The sequence below is a fragment of the Planktothrix sp. FACHB-1365 genome (assembly GCF_014697575.1).
Lineage (GTDB): Bacteria > Cyanobacteriota > Cyanobacteriia > Cyanobacteriales > Microcoleaceae > Planktothrix.
This window is the reverse complement of the sequence record NZ_JACJSC010000033.1, coordinates 45,741-61,049: the sequence shown is the minus strand read 5'-3', so window position 1 is coordinate 61,049 and position 15,309 is coordinate 45,741. Positions and strand designations below refer to the sequence as shown.

15 protein-coding genes and 1 tRNA gene are annotated in these 15,309 nt (G+C 38.6%); 11 read left to right on the top strand and 5 right to left on the bottom strand.

The genetic code is table 11. The annotated features are described in order from the left end of the window. The first annotated feature begins 155 nt into the window (after positions 1-155). The 6 genes from H6G57_RS24620 (at position 156) to gloA (ending at position 6,495) form a co-directional block, all read left to right on the top strand. Positions 156-563, top strand: coding sequence for a metalloregulator ArsR/SmtB family transcription factor (locus tag H6G57_RS24620; protein WP_190523437.1), 408 nt, complete (start codon positions 156-158; stop codon positions 561-563). Between the two features lie 227 nt (positions 564-790). Then, the gene (locus H6G57_RS24615; protein ID WP_190523447.1) at positions 791-2,158 is read left to right on the top strand and encodes a folate/biopterin family MFS transporter; all 1,368 of its coding nucleotides are present in this window, start codon (positions 791-793) and stop codon (positions 2,156-2,158) included. A 14-nt stretch (positions 2,159-2,172) separates the two neighbouring features. Continuing rightward, positions 2,173-3,648, top strand: a complete 1,476-nt coding sequence (locus H6G57_RS24610; RefSeq protein WP_190523435.1) for a carotenoid oxygenase family protein — start codon at positions 2,173-2,175, stop codon at positions 3,646-3,648. A gap of 465 nt (positions 3,649-4,113) precedes the next feature. Beyond that, the gene (locus H6G57_RS24605) at positions 4,114-5,142 is read left to right on the top strand and encodes a glycosyltransferase family 2 protein (protein ID WP_190523433.1); all 1,029 of its coding nucleotides are present in this window, start codon (positions 4,114-4,116) and stop codon (positions 5,140-5,142) included. Between the two features lie 4 nt (positions 5,143-5,146). Then, positions 5,147-5,935, top strand: coding sequence for an ABC-2 family transporter protein (locus H6G57_RS24600; protein ID WP_190523431.1), 789 nt, complete (start codon positions 5,147-5,149; stop codon positions 5,933-5,935). A gap of 122 nt (positions 5,936-6,057) precedes the next feature. Continuing rightward, a complete protein-coding gene (gloA, locus tag H6G57_RS24595) occupies positions 6,058-6,495 on the top strand; it encodes a lactoylglutathione lyase (RefSeq protein ID WP_190523429.1) in 438 nt (145 codons plus the stop codon). Positions 6,496-6,588: 93 nt separating this feature from the next. Here the strand turns inward: gloA and H6G57_RS24590 are convergent, their stop codons facing one another. Continuing rightward, a complete protein-coding gene (locus H6G57_RS24590; RefSeq protein WP_190523427.1) occupies positions 6,589-6,786 on the bottom strand; it encodes a hypothetical protein in 198 nt (65 codons plus the stop codon). A 213-nt stretch (positions 6,787-6,999) separates the two neighbouring features. On the opposite strand from H6G57_RS24590, the gene H6G57_RS24585 reads away from it, so the two are divergent. The 3 genes from H6G57_RS24585 (at position 7,000) to H6G57_RS24575 (ending at position 9,924) form a co-directional block, all read left to right on the top strand. Continuing rightward, on the top strand, positions 7,000-7,767 hold the full coding sequence (locus tag H6G57_RS24585; protein WP_190523426.1) for a pentapeptide repeat-containing protein: 768 nt from the start codon (positions 7,000-7,002) through the stop codon (positions 7,765-7,767). A 69-nt stretch (positions 7,768-7,836) separates the two neighbouring features. Next, a complete protein-coding gene (locus H6G57_RS24580) occupies positions 7,837-9,579 on the top strand; it encodes a hypothetical protein (RefSeq protein ID WP_190523424.1) in 1,743 nt (580 codons plus the stop codon). A 51-nt stretch (positions 9,580-9,630) separates the two neighbouring features. After that, complete coding sequence (locus H6G57_RS24575; RefSeq protein WP_190523422.1) at positions 9,631-9,924, top strand: DUF4090 family protein; 294 nt, start codon at positions 9,631-9,633, stop codon at positions 9,922-9,924. A 32-nt stretch (positions 9,925-9,956) separates the two neighbouring features. Here the strand turns inward: H6G57_RS24575 and H6G57_RS24570 are convergent, their stop codons facing one another. Both H6G57_RS24570 and H6G57_RS24565 read right to left on the bottom strand, forming a co-directional pair. Continuing rightward, positions 9,957-10,574 (bottom strand): hypothetical protein, encoded by a 618-nt coding sequence (locus H6G57_RS24570; protein ID WP_190523421.1) that lies wholly within the window; start codon positions 10,572-10,574, stop codon positions 9,957-9,959. Further along, the gene (locus H6G57_RS24565) at positions 10,531-10,884 is read right to left on the bottom strand and encodes a hypothetical protein (RefSeq protein WP_199314440.1); all 354 of its coding nucleotides are present in this window, start codon (positions 10,882-10,884) and stop codon (positions 10,531-10,533) included. The genes H6G57_RS24570 and H6G57_RS24565 overlap by 44 nt, the downstream gene beginning before the upstream one ends. A gap of 353 nt (positions 10,885-11,237) precedes the next feature. Here H6G57_RS24565 and H6G57_RS24560 point away from each other — a divergent pair, with 353 nt between their 5' ends. Continuing rightward, entirely contained in the window at positions 11,238-11,432 is a 195-nt protein-coding gene (locus H6G57_RS24560; RefSeq protein WP_190523419.1) for a hypothetical protein, read from the top strand. 50 nt (positions 11,433-11,482) lie between these two features. On the opposite strand, the gene H6G57_RS24555 is transcribed toward H6G57_RS24560, so the two are convergent. Further along, complete coding sequence (locus H6G57_RS24555; protein WP_190523417.1) at positions 11,483-13,219, bottom strand: pentapeptide repeat-containing protein; 1,737 nt, start codon at positions 13,217-13,219, stop codon at positions 11,483-11,485. 170 nt (positions 13,220-13,389) lie between these two features. Between H6G57_RS24555 and H6G57_RS24550 the strand changes: the two genes are divergently transcribed. Beyond that, positions 13,390-13,481: transfer RNA gene (locus tag H6G57_RS24550), tRNA-Ser, on the top strand. 256 nt (positions 13,482-13,737) lie between these two features. On the opposite strand, the gene H6G57_RS24545 is transcribed toward H6G57_RS24550, so the two are convergent. Beyond that, positions 13,738-15,102, bottom strand: a complete 1,365-nt coding sequence (locus tag H6G57_RS24545; protein ID WP_190523415.1) for a serine/threonine-protein kinase — start codon at positions 15,100-15,102, stop codon at positions 13,738-13,740. Between the last annotated feature and the right edge of the window lie 207 nt (positions 15,103-15,309).

Sequence of the window (15,309 nt, the reverse complement as noted above, 5' to 3'; positions counted from 1 at the left end):
ATTAAAGATGGACAGGGATCTAAATGGTGCGCGAGGGATTTTCCTTCGTGCATTGGTTGATACGCCTTGGTTAAGAAATTATCTTAACTTATGTATTTGTTAACAAATGTTAGCAAAAAAGTATCGGGAATAGATCCACTAAGAATTTATGCCGAATGCAATCTGAATCTGATCAAAGTCAAGTAGCCGTTCAACAATGGGAACAAATTGAAACACCCAACTGTGATTTACACCCGATTATTGATATTGAGCAGATTAATCCTTTAAAACATCAAGGTTTACATCTGGAAAAAGCCCAACGAATGGCAGAATTTTTCAGTCTTTTGGGGGATGCCAATCGGTTACGGTTATTATCGATCTTGGCAAAACAAGAACTCTGCGTTTGCGATTTAGCCCAAATTTTAGAGATGAGTGAATCCGCCGTTTCTCATCAATTGCGCGTCTTGAGAACAATGCGACTTGTCAGTTATCAAAAACAAGGCCGTAAAGTTTATTATCGCCTACAAGATCACCATGTTCTCGAACTCTACCAAGCCGTTGCTGAACATCTCGATGAGGAGTAAGAGCCTTCCTGCTTCCCGGCTCAACAGAAAAACTGCCGATCTTCTGGATCAGCAGTTGATTGGATAAGCTCCTTTTATTTTTGTAGAATCCCAAGTCTATAGACTCAAAACTCATATTTTTGCTCCCGTGTCACCCAATCAGATCATCGGGAATGGGCAAGGTCCCCATTCAACAGTCCACAGGTTATGATCTAGGATATTCACATTTCTTAATCTTTCTTGACTTAATCCTGATGGCTTCAACAAGCATCGAGAAACTCCAGCAATTCTTTCAGAAGACCCTATTTTTTGACAATGAGCCCACCCCAGAACTGATCGCCATTTTACTGGTGTACTTTGTCCAAGGAATCTTAGGACTGGCTCGTTTAGCAGTGAGTTTTTTCCTCAAGGATGAATTGGCGATGAGTCCAGTGGAAGTCTCGGTTTTACTGGGAATTGTCCCCCTGCCTTGGGTTATAAAACCTTTATTTGGGTTTATTTCCGACGGTTTACCCATTTTTGGCTATCGTCGTCGCCCCTATTTAATTCTATCGGGACTATTAGGAGCCTCATCCTGGGTTGCCCTAGCTACAATTGTGCATACTCCCTGGGCGGCTGCGGGTGTAATTATATTGAGTTCCCTTTCTGTAGCAATTAGCGATGTGATTGTTGATTCTTTGGTTGTGGAACGAGCACGTCATGAATCTATCAGTCATATCGGGTCTTTACAATCAGCCTGTTGGGGATCAATGGCAATAGGAGGATTAATTACAGCTTATTTAAGCGGTTTTCTGTTAGAAAAATTTAACCCCCAAACGATATTTCTCATGACCGCTACTTTTCCCTTAATTGTTTCCTTAGTCACCGGATTGATTACAGAAGAAGTGATACCGGAAAACTTGAACGGGAAAAGAATCAAATCTCAACTCAAAAATTTGCGTCAAGCCATAACACAAAAATCGATTTGGTTGCCTACAGCCTTTATTTTTGTTTTGCAATCAACACCAACGGCTGATGCTGCTTTTTTCTTTTTTACGACGAATGAATTAGGATTTCAACCGGAATTTTTAGGGCGAGTTCGTTTAGTGACCAGTTTTGCTTCTTTGGTGGGAGTTTGGCTATTTCAACGCTTTCTTAAGTCGGTTTCCTTTCGGAATATCTTCTTCTGGTCAACCCTGATCTCAACGGTATTGGGAATGACCATGTTGTTATTAGTGACCCATACCAATCGTGCCCTAGGGATTGATGATCATTGGTTTAGTTTAGGAGATAGTTTGATTTTGGCAGTTATGGGACAAATTGCCTATATGCCTGTTTTAGTATTATCAGCCCGTTTATGTCCCCCTGGGGTAGAAGCCACGTTATTTGCCTTATTAATGTCTGTTTCCAATTCAGCCGTATTAATTTCTTATGAATTGGGGGCTTTACTAACTCATTGGTTTGGAATTACTGAAACCAACTTTAACCAATTATGGCTCTTGGTAATTGTAACCAATCTTAGCACCTTATTACCGCTTCTTTTTATTCATTGGTTGCCCGATAATAATGCAGAAATGGAACCTTTAAGTCTTAACCTTGCCCCCTCTGAACGGGAACAATTAACTGTCAACCTTTAACCTGATTATCTCAAATGCAGAATCTGATTTCTACCTCTTTAAATCCCTCTGACTCCTTATCCTACGATCTCCAAGCTTGGCAAAAAGGTTATCTGTCTCAACCGAATGAATATGATTACTGGATTGATGATATTGAGGGAGAAATTCCTCCCGAATTAGAAGGAACCCTTTATCGTAATGGCCCCGGTTTATTAGAGATTAATGGACAAGCTTTTCGTCATCCTTTTGATGGGGATGGCATGATATCTGCGATTCGTTTTACAAAGGGTCGCGCCCATTATTGTAATCGATTTGTGCGAACCCAAGGTTATGTAGAAGAACAAAAGGCTGGAAAAATTCTCTATCGGGGTGTTTTTGGAACTCAAAAACCGGGGGGCTGGTTGGCAAATTTTATGGATTTACGAATTAAAAATATTGCCAATACTCAAGTTATTTATTGGGCGGGAAAACTCTTAGCGTTGTGGGAAGCAGCTCAACCGTATCGACTTGATCCGCATACCTTAGAAACTATAGGAATTGATGATTTAGATGGGATTTTAGAACCCGGAGATGGGTTTGCGGCTCATGTTCGGATTGATCCAAATTGTGAAAAAAATGGCGGTGAACCGTGTTTAGTCAATTTTTCAATTAAACCAAAATTATCCACCCTCATTACAATTTATGAAATTTCTACTCAAGGAAAGTTACTGAAAAAACAGGTTCATTCCGTTCCAGGATTTGCCTTTATTCACGATTTTGCCATGACTCCAAATTATTGTATTTTCTTCCAAAATCCAGTAAAATTTAATCCCATTCCCTATTTATTGGGATTCTCAGGAGCAGGGGAATGTATTAAATTTGAACCCAAAGAACCGACTAAAATTATTGTGATTCCCCGTAATTCGGGCAAAATTAAATATTTTGAAACCTCATCGGGTTTTGTATTCCATCACGCCAATGCTTATGAAGATCAAGATAGAATTATTGTAGATTCTATCTGTTATGAATCCCTCCCCGAAGTTCGCCCCAATGACGATTATCGAGAAACGGATTTTTCTCGTTTAGATCCGGGACAACTCTGGCGTTTTTCTTTAGATTTAACTACTGAAAAAGTAGAGAGGGAGAGAATTGAATCTCGCTGTTGTGAATTTCCAGCTTTACATCCGAATTTAATGGGTAGACCTTACCGTTATTTATATTTAGGAGCCGCCCATTCTCCTCAAGGAAATGCACCATTACAAGCAATTCTCAAACTAGATTTAAACACCCAGCAGCGTCAATTGTGGAGCGCTGCACCGGAAGGATTTGTGAGTGAACCTGTATTTGTTCCGCGTAAAAATGCGATCGCAGAAGATGATGGATGGCTATTAACGGTGGTCTATGATTCCCATCACCATCGTTCAGATATTGTGATTTTGGATGGTCGAGACTTGACTCAAGGAGCGATCGCCCGATTACACTTAAAACATCATATCCCTTACGGTTTACACGGCACTTTTGTAACCCCTTAAGGGAGGAATAATTGTTAAATTTCATAACTTTTACGTTCTACGTTCTCCTGATCCCTGAAAGAGGCGTAGAATTTTTTTATAGGGACTAACCTGGCAAGAGACTGTGAGAAAAGGCTGATTGGCTCAAGCAGAAGATTTGGAAGCGGTGTTATACTTGTCAACAGAGGAATAAATCTGGTATACTTTTTCTGAAGTGTTAATTAATCGTTAAACTCTATCACTCGATGTTTAATAAAAATTGATTAGTTGACTTTTTTTAGAAATCAGTTTTATAAAAATAAAACTGATTTCTAAACGTTAATTTTTTTAACTTAGACGTTGTAATCTGCCTTTCAAAATTCGAGACTAACACCCCTTTTTAAACACATCTAAAAGAAAAGCGTAGCTCATCAATTTCTGAAGAGTGAGCAGATGTGTTAGGCTAAATAGTAACTGAATGAGCAGACTCTTAAGCGAGGCAGTACGATGAAATTTAGCATCGTGATTACAACCTATAATCGAATAACTTTACTAAAACGGGCAATTGATTCTGCCTTAAATCAAACTGTGCCTTGTGAAGTGGTTGTTGTTGATGATTATTCGACGGATGGTACTGAAGAGTATGTTCAAAAATTATCTGCATCCTTAAAAACAAAAGAGGATTATCGGCTGGTTTACCATCGTAACCCCACTAATCAAGGTCATTCAGCCACGATGAACGCAGGAGTTGCTGTAGCGTCTGGAGAGTGGATTAAACCCGTAGATGATGATGATTATTTAGCAACAGATTGTATTGAAGAAATGATTCAGGCAATTAGTGCCTATCAAATTCATAAAAGTCAAACTTCCACATCCCAAGTTGTGATTTGTTCCTGTCAAGCTGCCCAAGTTGATCCCTATGAAAAAGAACTCAGTCGAACTCGAATTATTGGCCCTGGAAAAGTATTTTATATTCCCCAAGAAGACATTCATTATGGAATGCTTCTCGAACAAATTCCCTTTGGAACACCCATTCAAGTCGCCTATCGTAGAGACGCATTTATTCAGTCCGGGGGTTGGGATTCCAGTTTAGATGCTAACTGTGATGATATTGATTCGTGGATTAGAATTGCTCAATTTGGCGATGCAATTTTTATTAATAAATGTTTAGCTTATCGAACAATATGGCCCGGAGCTTATAATCAACAGATTTCTTTGGAAAAACGACTTGATACTAATATTTTAATTAAAGAAAAACTCTATCACCTGGTTCAGAGAGACTATAAAATCTATCTTCCTAGCCTTCAAGATATCCGTAATTATCTCAAATTACATTGGAGTATTGTCGCTCTCAAAAAAGCTAAAATAGTAAATGCTTTTTCTTTATCCTCAACCTCTATTTTGTCTCCCAAAGCTTGGAAATTGTTACTGTCTTCCATTTTAAATCGAAAACAGCAATGGTTAAAAATCAAACAATTATTGATGCTCAACAAAGAAACAAAACCTTTAATCAAAAAAATAATTTTAATTGAATAATTTTATGAAATATATTTTAAAAATCGCTCAAACTTTACTGCTAACATACTATGCCTACATGGTCGAATATCGAGCCGAATTATTTTTATGGGCATTGTCTGGTTCCTTGCCTTTTATTTTAATGGGAATTTGGATTAAAGCCTCCCAAACCCAAAATATTGAACTGAGTGAACTTGAATTTGCTCGATATTTTTTAGCCGCCTTTATTGTGAGACAAGCTAATGTTGTTTGGGTGATTTGGGAATTTGAAAAAGAAGTCGTTCAAGGAAAACTATCCCCTCGATTATTACAGCCCATTGATCCTGTATGGCATCATTTTCTCAGCCATATTGCGGAACGATTTGCCCGCCTTCCCTTTATTGCAGGGCTAATTCTTTTATTTTTTGCCCTTTATCCTCAATCCTTTTGGATACCCAGTTTAGGACAAATCTTGTTATTTTTATTAATCTTAATCCTGGCTTTTATGCTACGATTTATTATTCAATATACCTTTGCTTTATTTTCCTTTTGGACAGAACGAGCGAGTGCTATTGAACAAATTTGGTATTTACCTTATTTATTTCTATCAGGAATCATTGCACCTTTAGAAGTGTTTCCGCCCTTGATTCGGGAACTAACCTTATGGACTCCCTTTCCTTACCTGGTTTATTTTCCGGCTTCTATTATTGTAGGATTTCCCGTTGATATAGTTCGAGGTTTATTGATGATATTCTTGTGGGGAACCTTATTTTTTATCATCAATCGTTGGTTATGGAAACAAGGATTAAAACAATATTCAGGAATGGGAGCCTAAAAGTAGTGAGTCCTTCAGGACTCTGTTTCTAAGAAAAAGCCCTGAAGGGCTTACTACGATTTAATGGGTTGTATTAATATAAATAAAGCCATCTTAAATCAATTATTAGGAACACACCAACCATGAGACTCCTTCATACAATGTTACGAGTCGGAAACTTAGACCGCTCTCTAAAGTTTTACTGCGATATTTTAGGAATGAAATTGCTGCGTCAAAAAGACTATCCAGGGGGTGAATTTACCTTAGCTTTTGTGGGTTATGGTGATGAATCCGAGCAGAGCGTGATTGAGTTAACCTATAATTGGGGGGTAGAACACTATGAAATCGGCACCGGTTATGGTCATATCGCCCTGGGTGTCGATGATATTTACCGAACTTGTGAACAAATTAGAGCCGCAGGCGGTAAAATTACTCGTGAACCTGGCCCCATGAAGCACGGAACAACAGTGATTGCCTTTGTGGAAGATCCCGATGGTTATAAAATTGAACTGATCCAGTTAGGAACTCAGGGGTCTAATTCTGAGAAAGAAACGGCGGTTACTGCTTCAACAGCATCTTAATTAAACCCGCCTTAACCTTCCCCTGACTCAGGGGAGGGACAGAGTTTTTAAGTTAAATTTTGTTGAGAAGATTTCATCGAGATTGATTAATCATTAATCCACAACATGAATTAATCCTCGCCGAAGGCGTTCAAAAACTTGATCAATATAGGAATGTTCTTCTAAACTTAAGTCGTTTTTGGAGAGTAATAACGACATCAGGACTCGTTGGTCACTTCGGGTGATTTGGCGCGAAGAAAAAATTTGATTCACCAATCCTTCGATACTAACTGTGGATTCACTCACCAACATGGGGATCACCTATACGCACCTGTTCTTGGCTCTTATTATTCCTTCAATTCCCCTGTTTGGCAGTGACACAAAAACCCCTATAGGTGTGATCAAATTCACGGTTTAACTGTGATTCTTATCAATACTGCTAACTCCTAACTTCTAGTCAGCAGATAGCAAAAACCCTGAAAATATTTTATGATAGCGACAACGCCCTTTTTTGGCATCTGTCCTATGAAACAGAGAATGATAGCTGGTGTTGCTTTGTTAGTGGTACTCAGTCCTCTAACTCCAGCAAAAGCAGAAAATTTAGAACAAACTCAAAAACTTCTCGCCACAAAACAATGTCAGAATTGTGATCTCAGTGGTGCGGGTTTGGTACTCGCTAATTTAGTCGGTGCTAACTTGAATGGCGCCAACCTCGTAGGCGCTAATCTCAGTCGCTCAAACCTAACAGGGGCAGACCTGCGAGGGGCTAACTTGACTGGGGCGAGTTTATTTGGGGCCAACTTAACAGGTGCTAATCTCACAGGAGCTATCCTTAATGGAACAGATTTAAGAAGTTCCTATCTCACTAATGCGATTTTAGATCCTAAAAGTCTCAACAATGCTCAGTTAGTGGGTGTGGTCGGGCTTCCTGCTAATAGTGGCAGTGCTGAGGACTTTTACCGTTTAGGGGTGACGGAAGCCAAGTCAGGTCATTATGTCAATGCCATTGATTTTTATAATCAAGCTTTAAGACTCGATCCCAATTTAGCGGCGGCCTATTTTGGTCGAAGTATGGCCCGGGCAGATTTAGGAGATTTAGTCGGGGCAATTGGGGATGCAAAACAAGCTCAACAATTGTATAAAACCTTAAATTCTCCAGAGGGAGAACAAATTTCACTCCAGTTAGTAGAAACCTTGGAATATCGACAAAATCCTGACACGAATAAACCCAGGGGTGGATTTTTGGGGATGTTAGAAACAGCCGCACCGATGTTATTAAGATTATTGTTCTAACTCAACTGAGTTTCAATCAAACAATCTGCTATATCATGGTTTTCAGGCCGTTGAAGAGGGAGCAAATCGATGAGCGATCGCAAAAATAAATCCTTATGGAATTCTATCACTCAAAAAGCAGGGGGTTTGAAAGACAGTGTAAGTCAAACCGCAGCAAATACCAGTAAATCTTTAACGGAAAAAGCCACAGAAGCAGCCAAACAGTCCGTATCAAATCTCGGAGAAACCATTAGTCATAAAGCGACAGAAGCGGGAAAAACCATTAGAGAGACAGCAGCCCATTCCGTAGAATCGACGTGGAAAAAAGGTCAAGATTGGGTAGATCAGTTGGGTTCAGAATCGGAAGAACCCTTAAATAATCCCAATGCACCGGATTGGAGCTTAGATGAACTTTATCATATTTTTATTTCCTATCAAACGGCTTATCAAGGAGGCAATCAAACTGTTACCTTAAAAAGTGGAAAAACCTACACGGTTAGAATTCCTCCCAACCGGACAGAAGGTGCTAATTTACGCATGAAAGGATGTGGAGTTCAAGGCAATGATGCGTTTTTAGTGCTACATACCTTTTATAATTCCGAAGTCAATTTAGATCGGCAAATTAATCGTTTGATTAATCAAGCTTCGTTGTATGAACAAACTAAAATTAGATGTTTAGACGCTTATAACCGTCTGAATCAGGTGCAAGCTACTCAAGATTTTACCGCGTTAGATTTATTAGATTATTTAGTGCTGACCTCTAAACTTTATTCCGATATGGGTCAACGCTATATTATTGCGAGTCATCATTCCCGGTCTTTGGGTTTAGAACAGTGTTTAGAAACAGCGTTAGAAACATCGCATTTAGATTTAGATGAAAGAATGCGATTAAAAGGAACCTATCAGTATGTTCGTTCTGGAGAAGCGGTTCCTGATTTAGAGGCGTTAACAAAAATTGATGCGATTATTCTCAATTCATCCTTGAAAGCAGACTTAAAAAAATACTATTTACGCGCTAGTGTAACCTCCAGGGTTTTAGCCTTGGATATTCTGATTATTAATGCGATTTATAATCAATCCCAGTTATCAGAGTCGGATCAAAAAAGATACGCTAAAACCTATATTCAACTTCGAGAAGGGCAAAATGTTGTCGATGTGTTAACCTTAGTCGCCTTAGATGAATGGATGATGAAGGCTGAAATTCCGGCGATTGGGAAAGTGATTTATCAATTAATCCGTAAACCGGATTCCCCCTTAAATAATGAGTTTGATAGTGATGACTATTTAGAAGGCTTTAAAATCATTCAAGCTACCCTAAAATCTATCTTAGAAACTACTCAAGATTATCCCGCAACGGGGATTCAACAGATTGATATTGCTGAAGTCAAAATTGAACGATTAGCAGAAAAATCCTATAATTCTGTGTCGCGAGGAGGATTGGGATTATTATCAGGAAATGTAATGATTAAAGGTGCAGTTCCTTTAGTGGAAATGACGGCTAGGGTGGCGATTGCTCAAGTCGCACAAGGGTCAAACCCTGATAAAATTAAATTGGGAATTCCGGCGGTTTCAGAAACCGGAAATCAGTCTACAGCAATCGGAAATAATTGGATGGCGGTGGGTTCCTTTGGAGAAGGTGAAAAACCCATTCATCATTTATTTGGCGCCGCATTTTATCGTACAATTATGGATGAGATAGATGGGGTGAGTGGTTTGGCTGAACCTGCGAATAATAAACCCATTCATCAAGGTTTAGGACTGTTAAAACTTTTAAAAGGACAACCGGATAAGCAACGGGTGATTAAAGATTTAGAAACTCAAATGTATCGTTAAACCGGATTAGGGTAGAATAGAAGGGTTTAAAAATTAAATCGGAATTATCTTATGTCTTCAGACGCTAATACAACGACAGGTGCAGATGCAATTGATGTGGCGATCGCTCAAGGGATTGATTTTGATGGTACACCGATTCCTCCAGAAAAGCTTGATCTCTACAATAAAGTAATGGGATTAGAAGCCGGACGTCAACGTAGTGGTGTTAGTAATACGATGCGGTCTCGAATTGTTCGCATTGGGGCTAAACATATTGCTCAAGATGAACTGAATCAACTCTTAATTGATGCGGGATTTCAAGGGTTAAAAGATAAAGAAATTTTGTTTTATTATGGGGGGAAATAATAGGGAACCACAAAGACACGAAGAATTATCCACTATTTTGAAGCCAAACCATAGGTTTTCACAATTTCTGTTACTTCTTCTTGGGGACTCACTTGATCGAGTAGAAGCAACTGGATAACAGTAGCTGCAATATTGCGGAACATTTTTTTAGAAGAACTAATTTCTCCGTGTGCAGCTTGTTCTATTTTGATTACTCCTGAACCTAGAGTTTGTATAATTTGATTATTGAGAGAATTGACGATTCCGTCGATAACGCTCTGGCTATACTCTTCTGGCAATCCAATTTTTACTGTATCAAATTCGTCAGCAATTGATCTGTGAAAAATGGATTCATTTTCGGTTGATACTCGTACCTCTACAGATAGTTTCCCAAAATTATTGGGGATAAATTCTGCACCTAAAAGTCCATAGCAAACTCTAGGCCCCACAGGGATAATGATTTCCAGGGCTGTTTGTCGCCTGCCTGGTTTGTAGGCTAAACCCGTTTGTATATCTTTAGTAATCATATCCAGAGTAATAATATCCAGGGCTGGATATATGATACGTGGCTTATCTTTTAGCCAAACACGCGCTCGACTATGAAAGTCTAAATTGATAGTTTGCATTTTATGTAATCCCCCAAGCTCTTTCCCAATTTTTATTAAATTCATCAGGGCAAGCCCTAATTACGTCAGGATGATAGACACTAAAAGGCGATACTTCATAATCTTTTAAAGCTTGTTTGTGAGCTTCCTTATAAATTAATCCTTGCTCCATTAATTCAGCTTCTCTTAATTCATGGAAATAAAAACTAGCATCAGCACCCGATATTTTTTTATGATCATTCAGAGCTAATTCTAACCTCTTAATCATCATTTGATTGGGGTGAAAATCAGGAAAATTATCAGCAAGGTGTTGTTTGATCATTTCTAGTTTTTCTTGTTCAACTATGAATTCTTGACCTTCTAATTTACCAAACAAAGTGCTTTTGAGATTATGGACTACAGTTATTCAGGGTTGGATACATACTGCTAAAGGTTTATTACTAACTATACCACTAATATTAATTATAAGCAGTTGGTCAGCATCCTGCCAAGGAGTGAAAACCATGAAAAGAATCTGTAAGCTAGGCTACGGTTTAATATTTAGCAATCTGAGTCAGTAAATCTAATCCGGTAAGCGGAGAGAATGATAGGGGTGTTAGTTTCTACTTTTTCCCCATCAGGGGACGAAAACATAAAATATCTGATACAGTCATCGCTCAGGTGCCAGGATACAATGATATATTAGTTTTTACAAGCGGGTAAAAATATGTCGTTTTTATTAAAACCTTTATGACATCACCCCCAAAATTTGATTGGATTACTTTTATTGCTCGATTTGGCTGTGGTTTTATGATTGGCGGCTTTTTGTCTGGGTTGCGATTTCCTCAATCTTTTTTGATGGCTTTTGTGGTCGGTGGACTCCTCTGTGGCTTGTTAGCTTGGCTTTTAGGCGATCGCTTCTGGACATCCCGTTGGTGGTGGTAGTATTAGACAAAAACAAGAATTCACCCCTGACAAATCAGCCGTTAACTTATTTATTTTTCCCATAAAAGTGCGATCGCAAATCGAACTAATTCCCCCATCAATGAAACCCGTTCAGAGGGATTTGCAGTTTGTTCCCAGCGAAATAGATTTTCTTTAAATAAAGGTTCCTGTTGTGCACGTTGAACAATTCCTTGAATAATCACTTGATGTTGAATTTCTTCGAGTTCTACCCCATTTTTAGTTAAGAAATCTAATAATCTTTGCACACTAATGACAAATTTTTCAGGTTCTTGCGATCGCAAAATCGATTGAATTTGACGAGAAATTTCTTGAGATAAAGCTTGATGGTTTTGATGTTCGACTACTGGGGGGGGAGGTAAGGCAGGTTCAGGAATTTCTTGCAAATCTAGGGAGGCATTAAAAATAGGAACTTCTAAATTTAAGAGTCCCAAAATATCAGATCGCTTCTCTAAAATCTTCTTTTTCATAGACAAATAGGACGTTAAAATTTGTTCCGCCAATAATTTCGTATTCACTAAATGATTAGCTTTTACTTGCAAGAAAAACTGATCAGGCTGGGATTCAAACCCTTGAATCATTAATTGGAGTTCATAACTTTCCTGTTCCACTTTAACTAACGTATAAACTAAAGCTTCCCAATTCGGATATTCCATAAATTCCACAGTAATTAAATGGCTATCTTCCGAGGGTTCATTGGCTAATTCTCCCGGCAAAAAATCTCGATCACTCGGATAACGATTTTTGGGTTTTTTACTGGTATAATCAAATTGAGTATAGACATAATCACACTCTACTTTAGTTAATTCAACGTCTACTTTTTCCCAATTATGAATACAACACCCCGTTAATTTAGATCCTTCTAAATTGGTTCTAATTAAATGGCTTTCAATTAATAAAGCATCCCGTAAATCGGCTTCACTTAAAATAGTATCGCTTAAATAAGATCCACTTAAATCTGCCTTGCGTAGGTTGGCTCCTCTTAAATTAGCTTCGCTTAAATTTGCCCATAAAAGATAGACTTCTTCTAAATTTGTCCGTAATAAATACGCTTTCTTAAAACTGGCTTTTAATAAATAAGCACCGGTTAAATTTCCTCGGCTTAAATCAGCACTATCGAGAATGGCTTCCGTTAAATCAGCCCCGGTTAAAATCACTCGGTGCATATCGGCTCCGGTTAAATTCGCCGAGCGTAAGGTAGACCCATTTAAGTCAGCTTCGGTTAAATTGGCTTGAGTGAGAATAGCATCTTTTAAATTCGCACCAATTAACCGTGATTCTCGCAAATTCGTTCCCGTTAAATTCGCAGCAATTAAACTCGCACGAGTTAAATTCGCCTCCATTAATTCTGCACCCATTAATAAAGCATGATTTAACTTAGCTTGCTCTAAATTAATTTGATCTAATTTTGCACCCGTTAAATCCGTATTACTTAAATCCGCTTCTGTCAAAATCGCCCAATTCAAATCCGCTTGTTTCAAGGTTGCAAATCGCAAATCTGCTTTAGTGAGATTAGCGCCACTCAAATTACTTTGATTGAAATTACTGCGCGTTAATACCGCATTGCGTAAATCAGCCCGACGAAAACACACCCCCACTAACTGAGCTTGGTTTAACACCGCCCAACTGAGGTTTACGCCTGTTAGGTTTGCGCCCGTGAGGTCAATCTCTTGCAAATTGACACCACTTAAATTTGCCCCACTTAAGTTAATATAGGTAAAATTGCGCTCTCCCGCTTGATACCGATCTAAAAGTTCTTGTCTGTTCATGGCAGAGCTTGAGAAGACGCTACAAAGGGTTCGTTAGTCTATGCTGAATCATACACCCTGGTTTGTTCTCTACAAGGGGGGGTCTTCCCTCACGACCCCGAACACCAATTTTTTTCTAAACCCCTAGACAGACCCAAAATGATCTGTTAGTATATTTAATTGTCGCTCCTGGAGAGGTGGCTGAGCGGTCGAAAGCGACAGATTGCTAATCTGTTGTACGGCAGGTAACTCCGTACCGAGGGTTCGAATCCCTCCCTCTCCGTTGATAAAAGTGTTAAGCAAGAAACCTTGAGAAACCCGGTTTCTTTTTCCATATCTAATTGCTCAACCCCCAAATTTTTGCCAGAAACCCGGTTTCTTTTTCCATATCTAATTGCTCAACCCCCAAATTTTTGCCAGAAACCCGGTTTCTTTTTCCATGTCTAATTGCTCAACCCCCAAATTTTTGCCAGAAACCCGGTTTCTTTTTCCATGTCTAATTGCTCAACCCCCAAATTTTTGCCAGAAACCCGGTTTCTTTACCGAGGATAAAGCCAATCTTGGATTTCTTGGGTTAACCAGGCGCATTCTTCTGCTACAAAGACTTCACCAATGCGGTGAGTTTGGGAAGTCGTGCGAATTACCACCTCATATTTAGATTGTTTTTTTTCCATAAAAACACCAATAATATTGGATAGAGAACCCGACTGTAAACGATATTGAATTCCTCTTGATTTGCGGATAATTTTAAATTCCTGGTGATCAAATTCAACCCAGGTTTTTTCATCAATTAAAAAGAATAACCAAAGGAAGCCAGAAACAAATAGGAGTGAACACAAAAACCAAAATAACAGGGGATCACTCAAAAACATCGGTATAAAAATTGATAAGAAGAAACCAAAACCGAAATAAATGATGAGTAAATGAGAACACCCGATTTCCAGGTTAAATAGTTTTCCAAATCCTTTGGGGGGTAAGTAAATCTTTAAATGCTCTGGGGTGTAATCAACATTAATCGTACTATAAAACGGTTGATTCAGTTTTTTAATTAAAGCCCGTTGGGGAGTCATATTTTGATTCTTTTGTGGACGAATTTTTCCCGCTTTTAACAACTCTAAAGCTTCCCGTGAGGTTTGTAATCGTTTTTCTAAAGAAATTTCGGTTATTTGTTCAATCCAGTGAACAAAATTCGGATTTAAACTAATTCGATCTTGGAAGTGAATTCGAGCCTCTTTTTGAGGTAAATCCGCCGGATAAGTATTGGTTAATAAATGAATTAATGTAGCACCTAACGCATATAAATCTGAGGCGGCTACCGCCCGACCCCAAAATTGTTCTAAGGGTGCATAACCACTGGTTCCGACAACAGTAAACGTTACGCCTGTCACACTGGCTTGGGCTTGTACGGCTCCAAAATCGACTAAATAAATTTGTTCTGAATCATCTAAAATTAAATTACTCGGTTTAATATCTCGATGTAAAACCGGAGGACTTAATTCATGCAAATAAATCAATATTTTTAAGATATCCTTAGCAATTTTTTTAACTTGAGATTCCGTAAACCGATGTCCTTGATCTAACAAATCTTGTAACGATGAACCGGGAATATAATCTTGGACTAATCCAAACCAAGGTAAACCACCCCCAACACTTTGATCGAGGGAAAAATAATCTCGATAACGAGGAATACGAGGATGATTTAAAGCTTGTAAAACCTGGGCTTCTCGTTCAAACAGTTTTAATTCTTCCCACGCCATTTGTGGACTAAAAGCTAACAGTTTGATAATGACTTTTTCTTGAGTTTGCTGATCTATTGCCAGCCAAGTTTGACGTCCGGTAGCAGTCCGTCCACATTGGGATTGTAGTTGATAGCGGTCTTGGATAATTTGTCCTGAGTTTAACATATTCAACTCAAAATGAAGCGATCGCATACTCTTTAGGGTAACACGGGATCACGGAATGTCAAAAAAAAGCCAACAATTCCTTTAACTAACTTGTTTTAATCTAGGTGGAGAACAACCTTGACTTTACAAGGGTTCCAAGCCGTGAGTCATTAATCTTGGTTAATCTTCCATTTCTGGTTAAAATATGTGGGATTTTAATACAGCAAA

What these genes read in the sequence shown, in the direction of transcription:
- H6G57_RS24545 (WP_190523415.1), bottom strand. Translation starts at nt 15,102, where the DNA reads ATGTTAAACTCAGGACAAATTATCCAAGACCGCTATCAACTACAATCC.
- H6G57_RS24620 (WP_190523437.1), top strand. Translation starts at nt 156, where the DNA reads ATGCAATCTGAATCTGATCAAAGTCAAGTAGCCGTTCAACAATGGGAA.
- H6G57_RS24575 (WP_190523422.1), top strand. Translation starts at nt 9,631, where the DNA reads ATGTCTTCAGACGCTAATACAACGACAGGTGCAGATGCAATTGATGTG.
- H6G57_RS24610 (WP_190523435.1), top strand. Translation starts at nt 2,173, where the DNA reads ATGCAGAATCTGATTTCTACCTCTTTAAATCCCTCTGACTCCTTATCC.
- H6G57_RS24560 (WP_190523419.1), top strand. Translation starts at nt 11,238, where the DNA reads ATGACATCACCCCCAAAATTTGATTGGATTACTTTTATTGCTCGATTT.
- H6G57_RS24570 (WP_190523421.1), bottom strand. Translation starts at nt 10,574, where the DNA reads ATGAATTTAATAAAAATTGGGAAAGAGCTTGGGGGATTACATAAAATG.
- gloA (WP_190523429.1), top strand. Translation starts at nt 6,058, where the DNA reads ATGAGACTCCTTCATACAATGTTACGAGTCGGAAACTTAGACCGCTCT.
- H6G57_RS24555 (WP_190523417.1), bottom strand. Translation starts at nt 13,219, where the DNA reads ATGAACAGACAAGAACTTTTAGATCGGTATCAAGCGGGAGAGCGCAAT.
- H6G57_RS24605 (WP_190523433.1), top strand. Translation starts at nt 4,114, where the DNA reads ATGAAATTTAGCATCGTGATTACAACCTATAATCGAATAACTTTACTA.
- H6G57_RS24600 (WP_190523431.1), top strand. Translation starts at nt 5,147, where the DNA reads ATGAAATATATTTTAAAAATCGCTCAAACTTTACTGCTAACATACTAT.
- H6G57_RS24590 (WP_190523427.1), bottom strand. Translation starts at nt 6,786, where the DNA reads ATGTTGGTGAGTGAATCCACAGTTAGTATCGAAGGATTGGTGAATCAA.
- H6G57_RS24585 (WP_190523426.1), top strand. Translation starts at nt 7,000, where the DNA reads ATGAAACAGAGAATGATAGCTGGTGTTGCTTTGTTAGTGGTACTCAGT.
- H6G57_RS24580 (WP_190523424.1), top strand. Translation starts at nt 7,837, where the DNA reads ATGAGCGATCGCAAAAATAAATCCTTATGGAATTCTATCACTCAAAAA.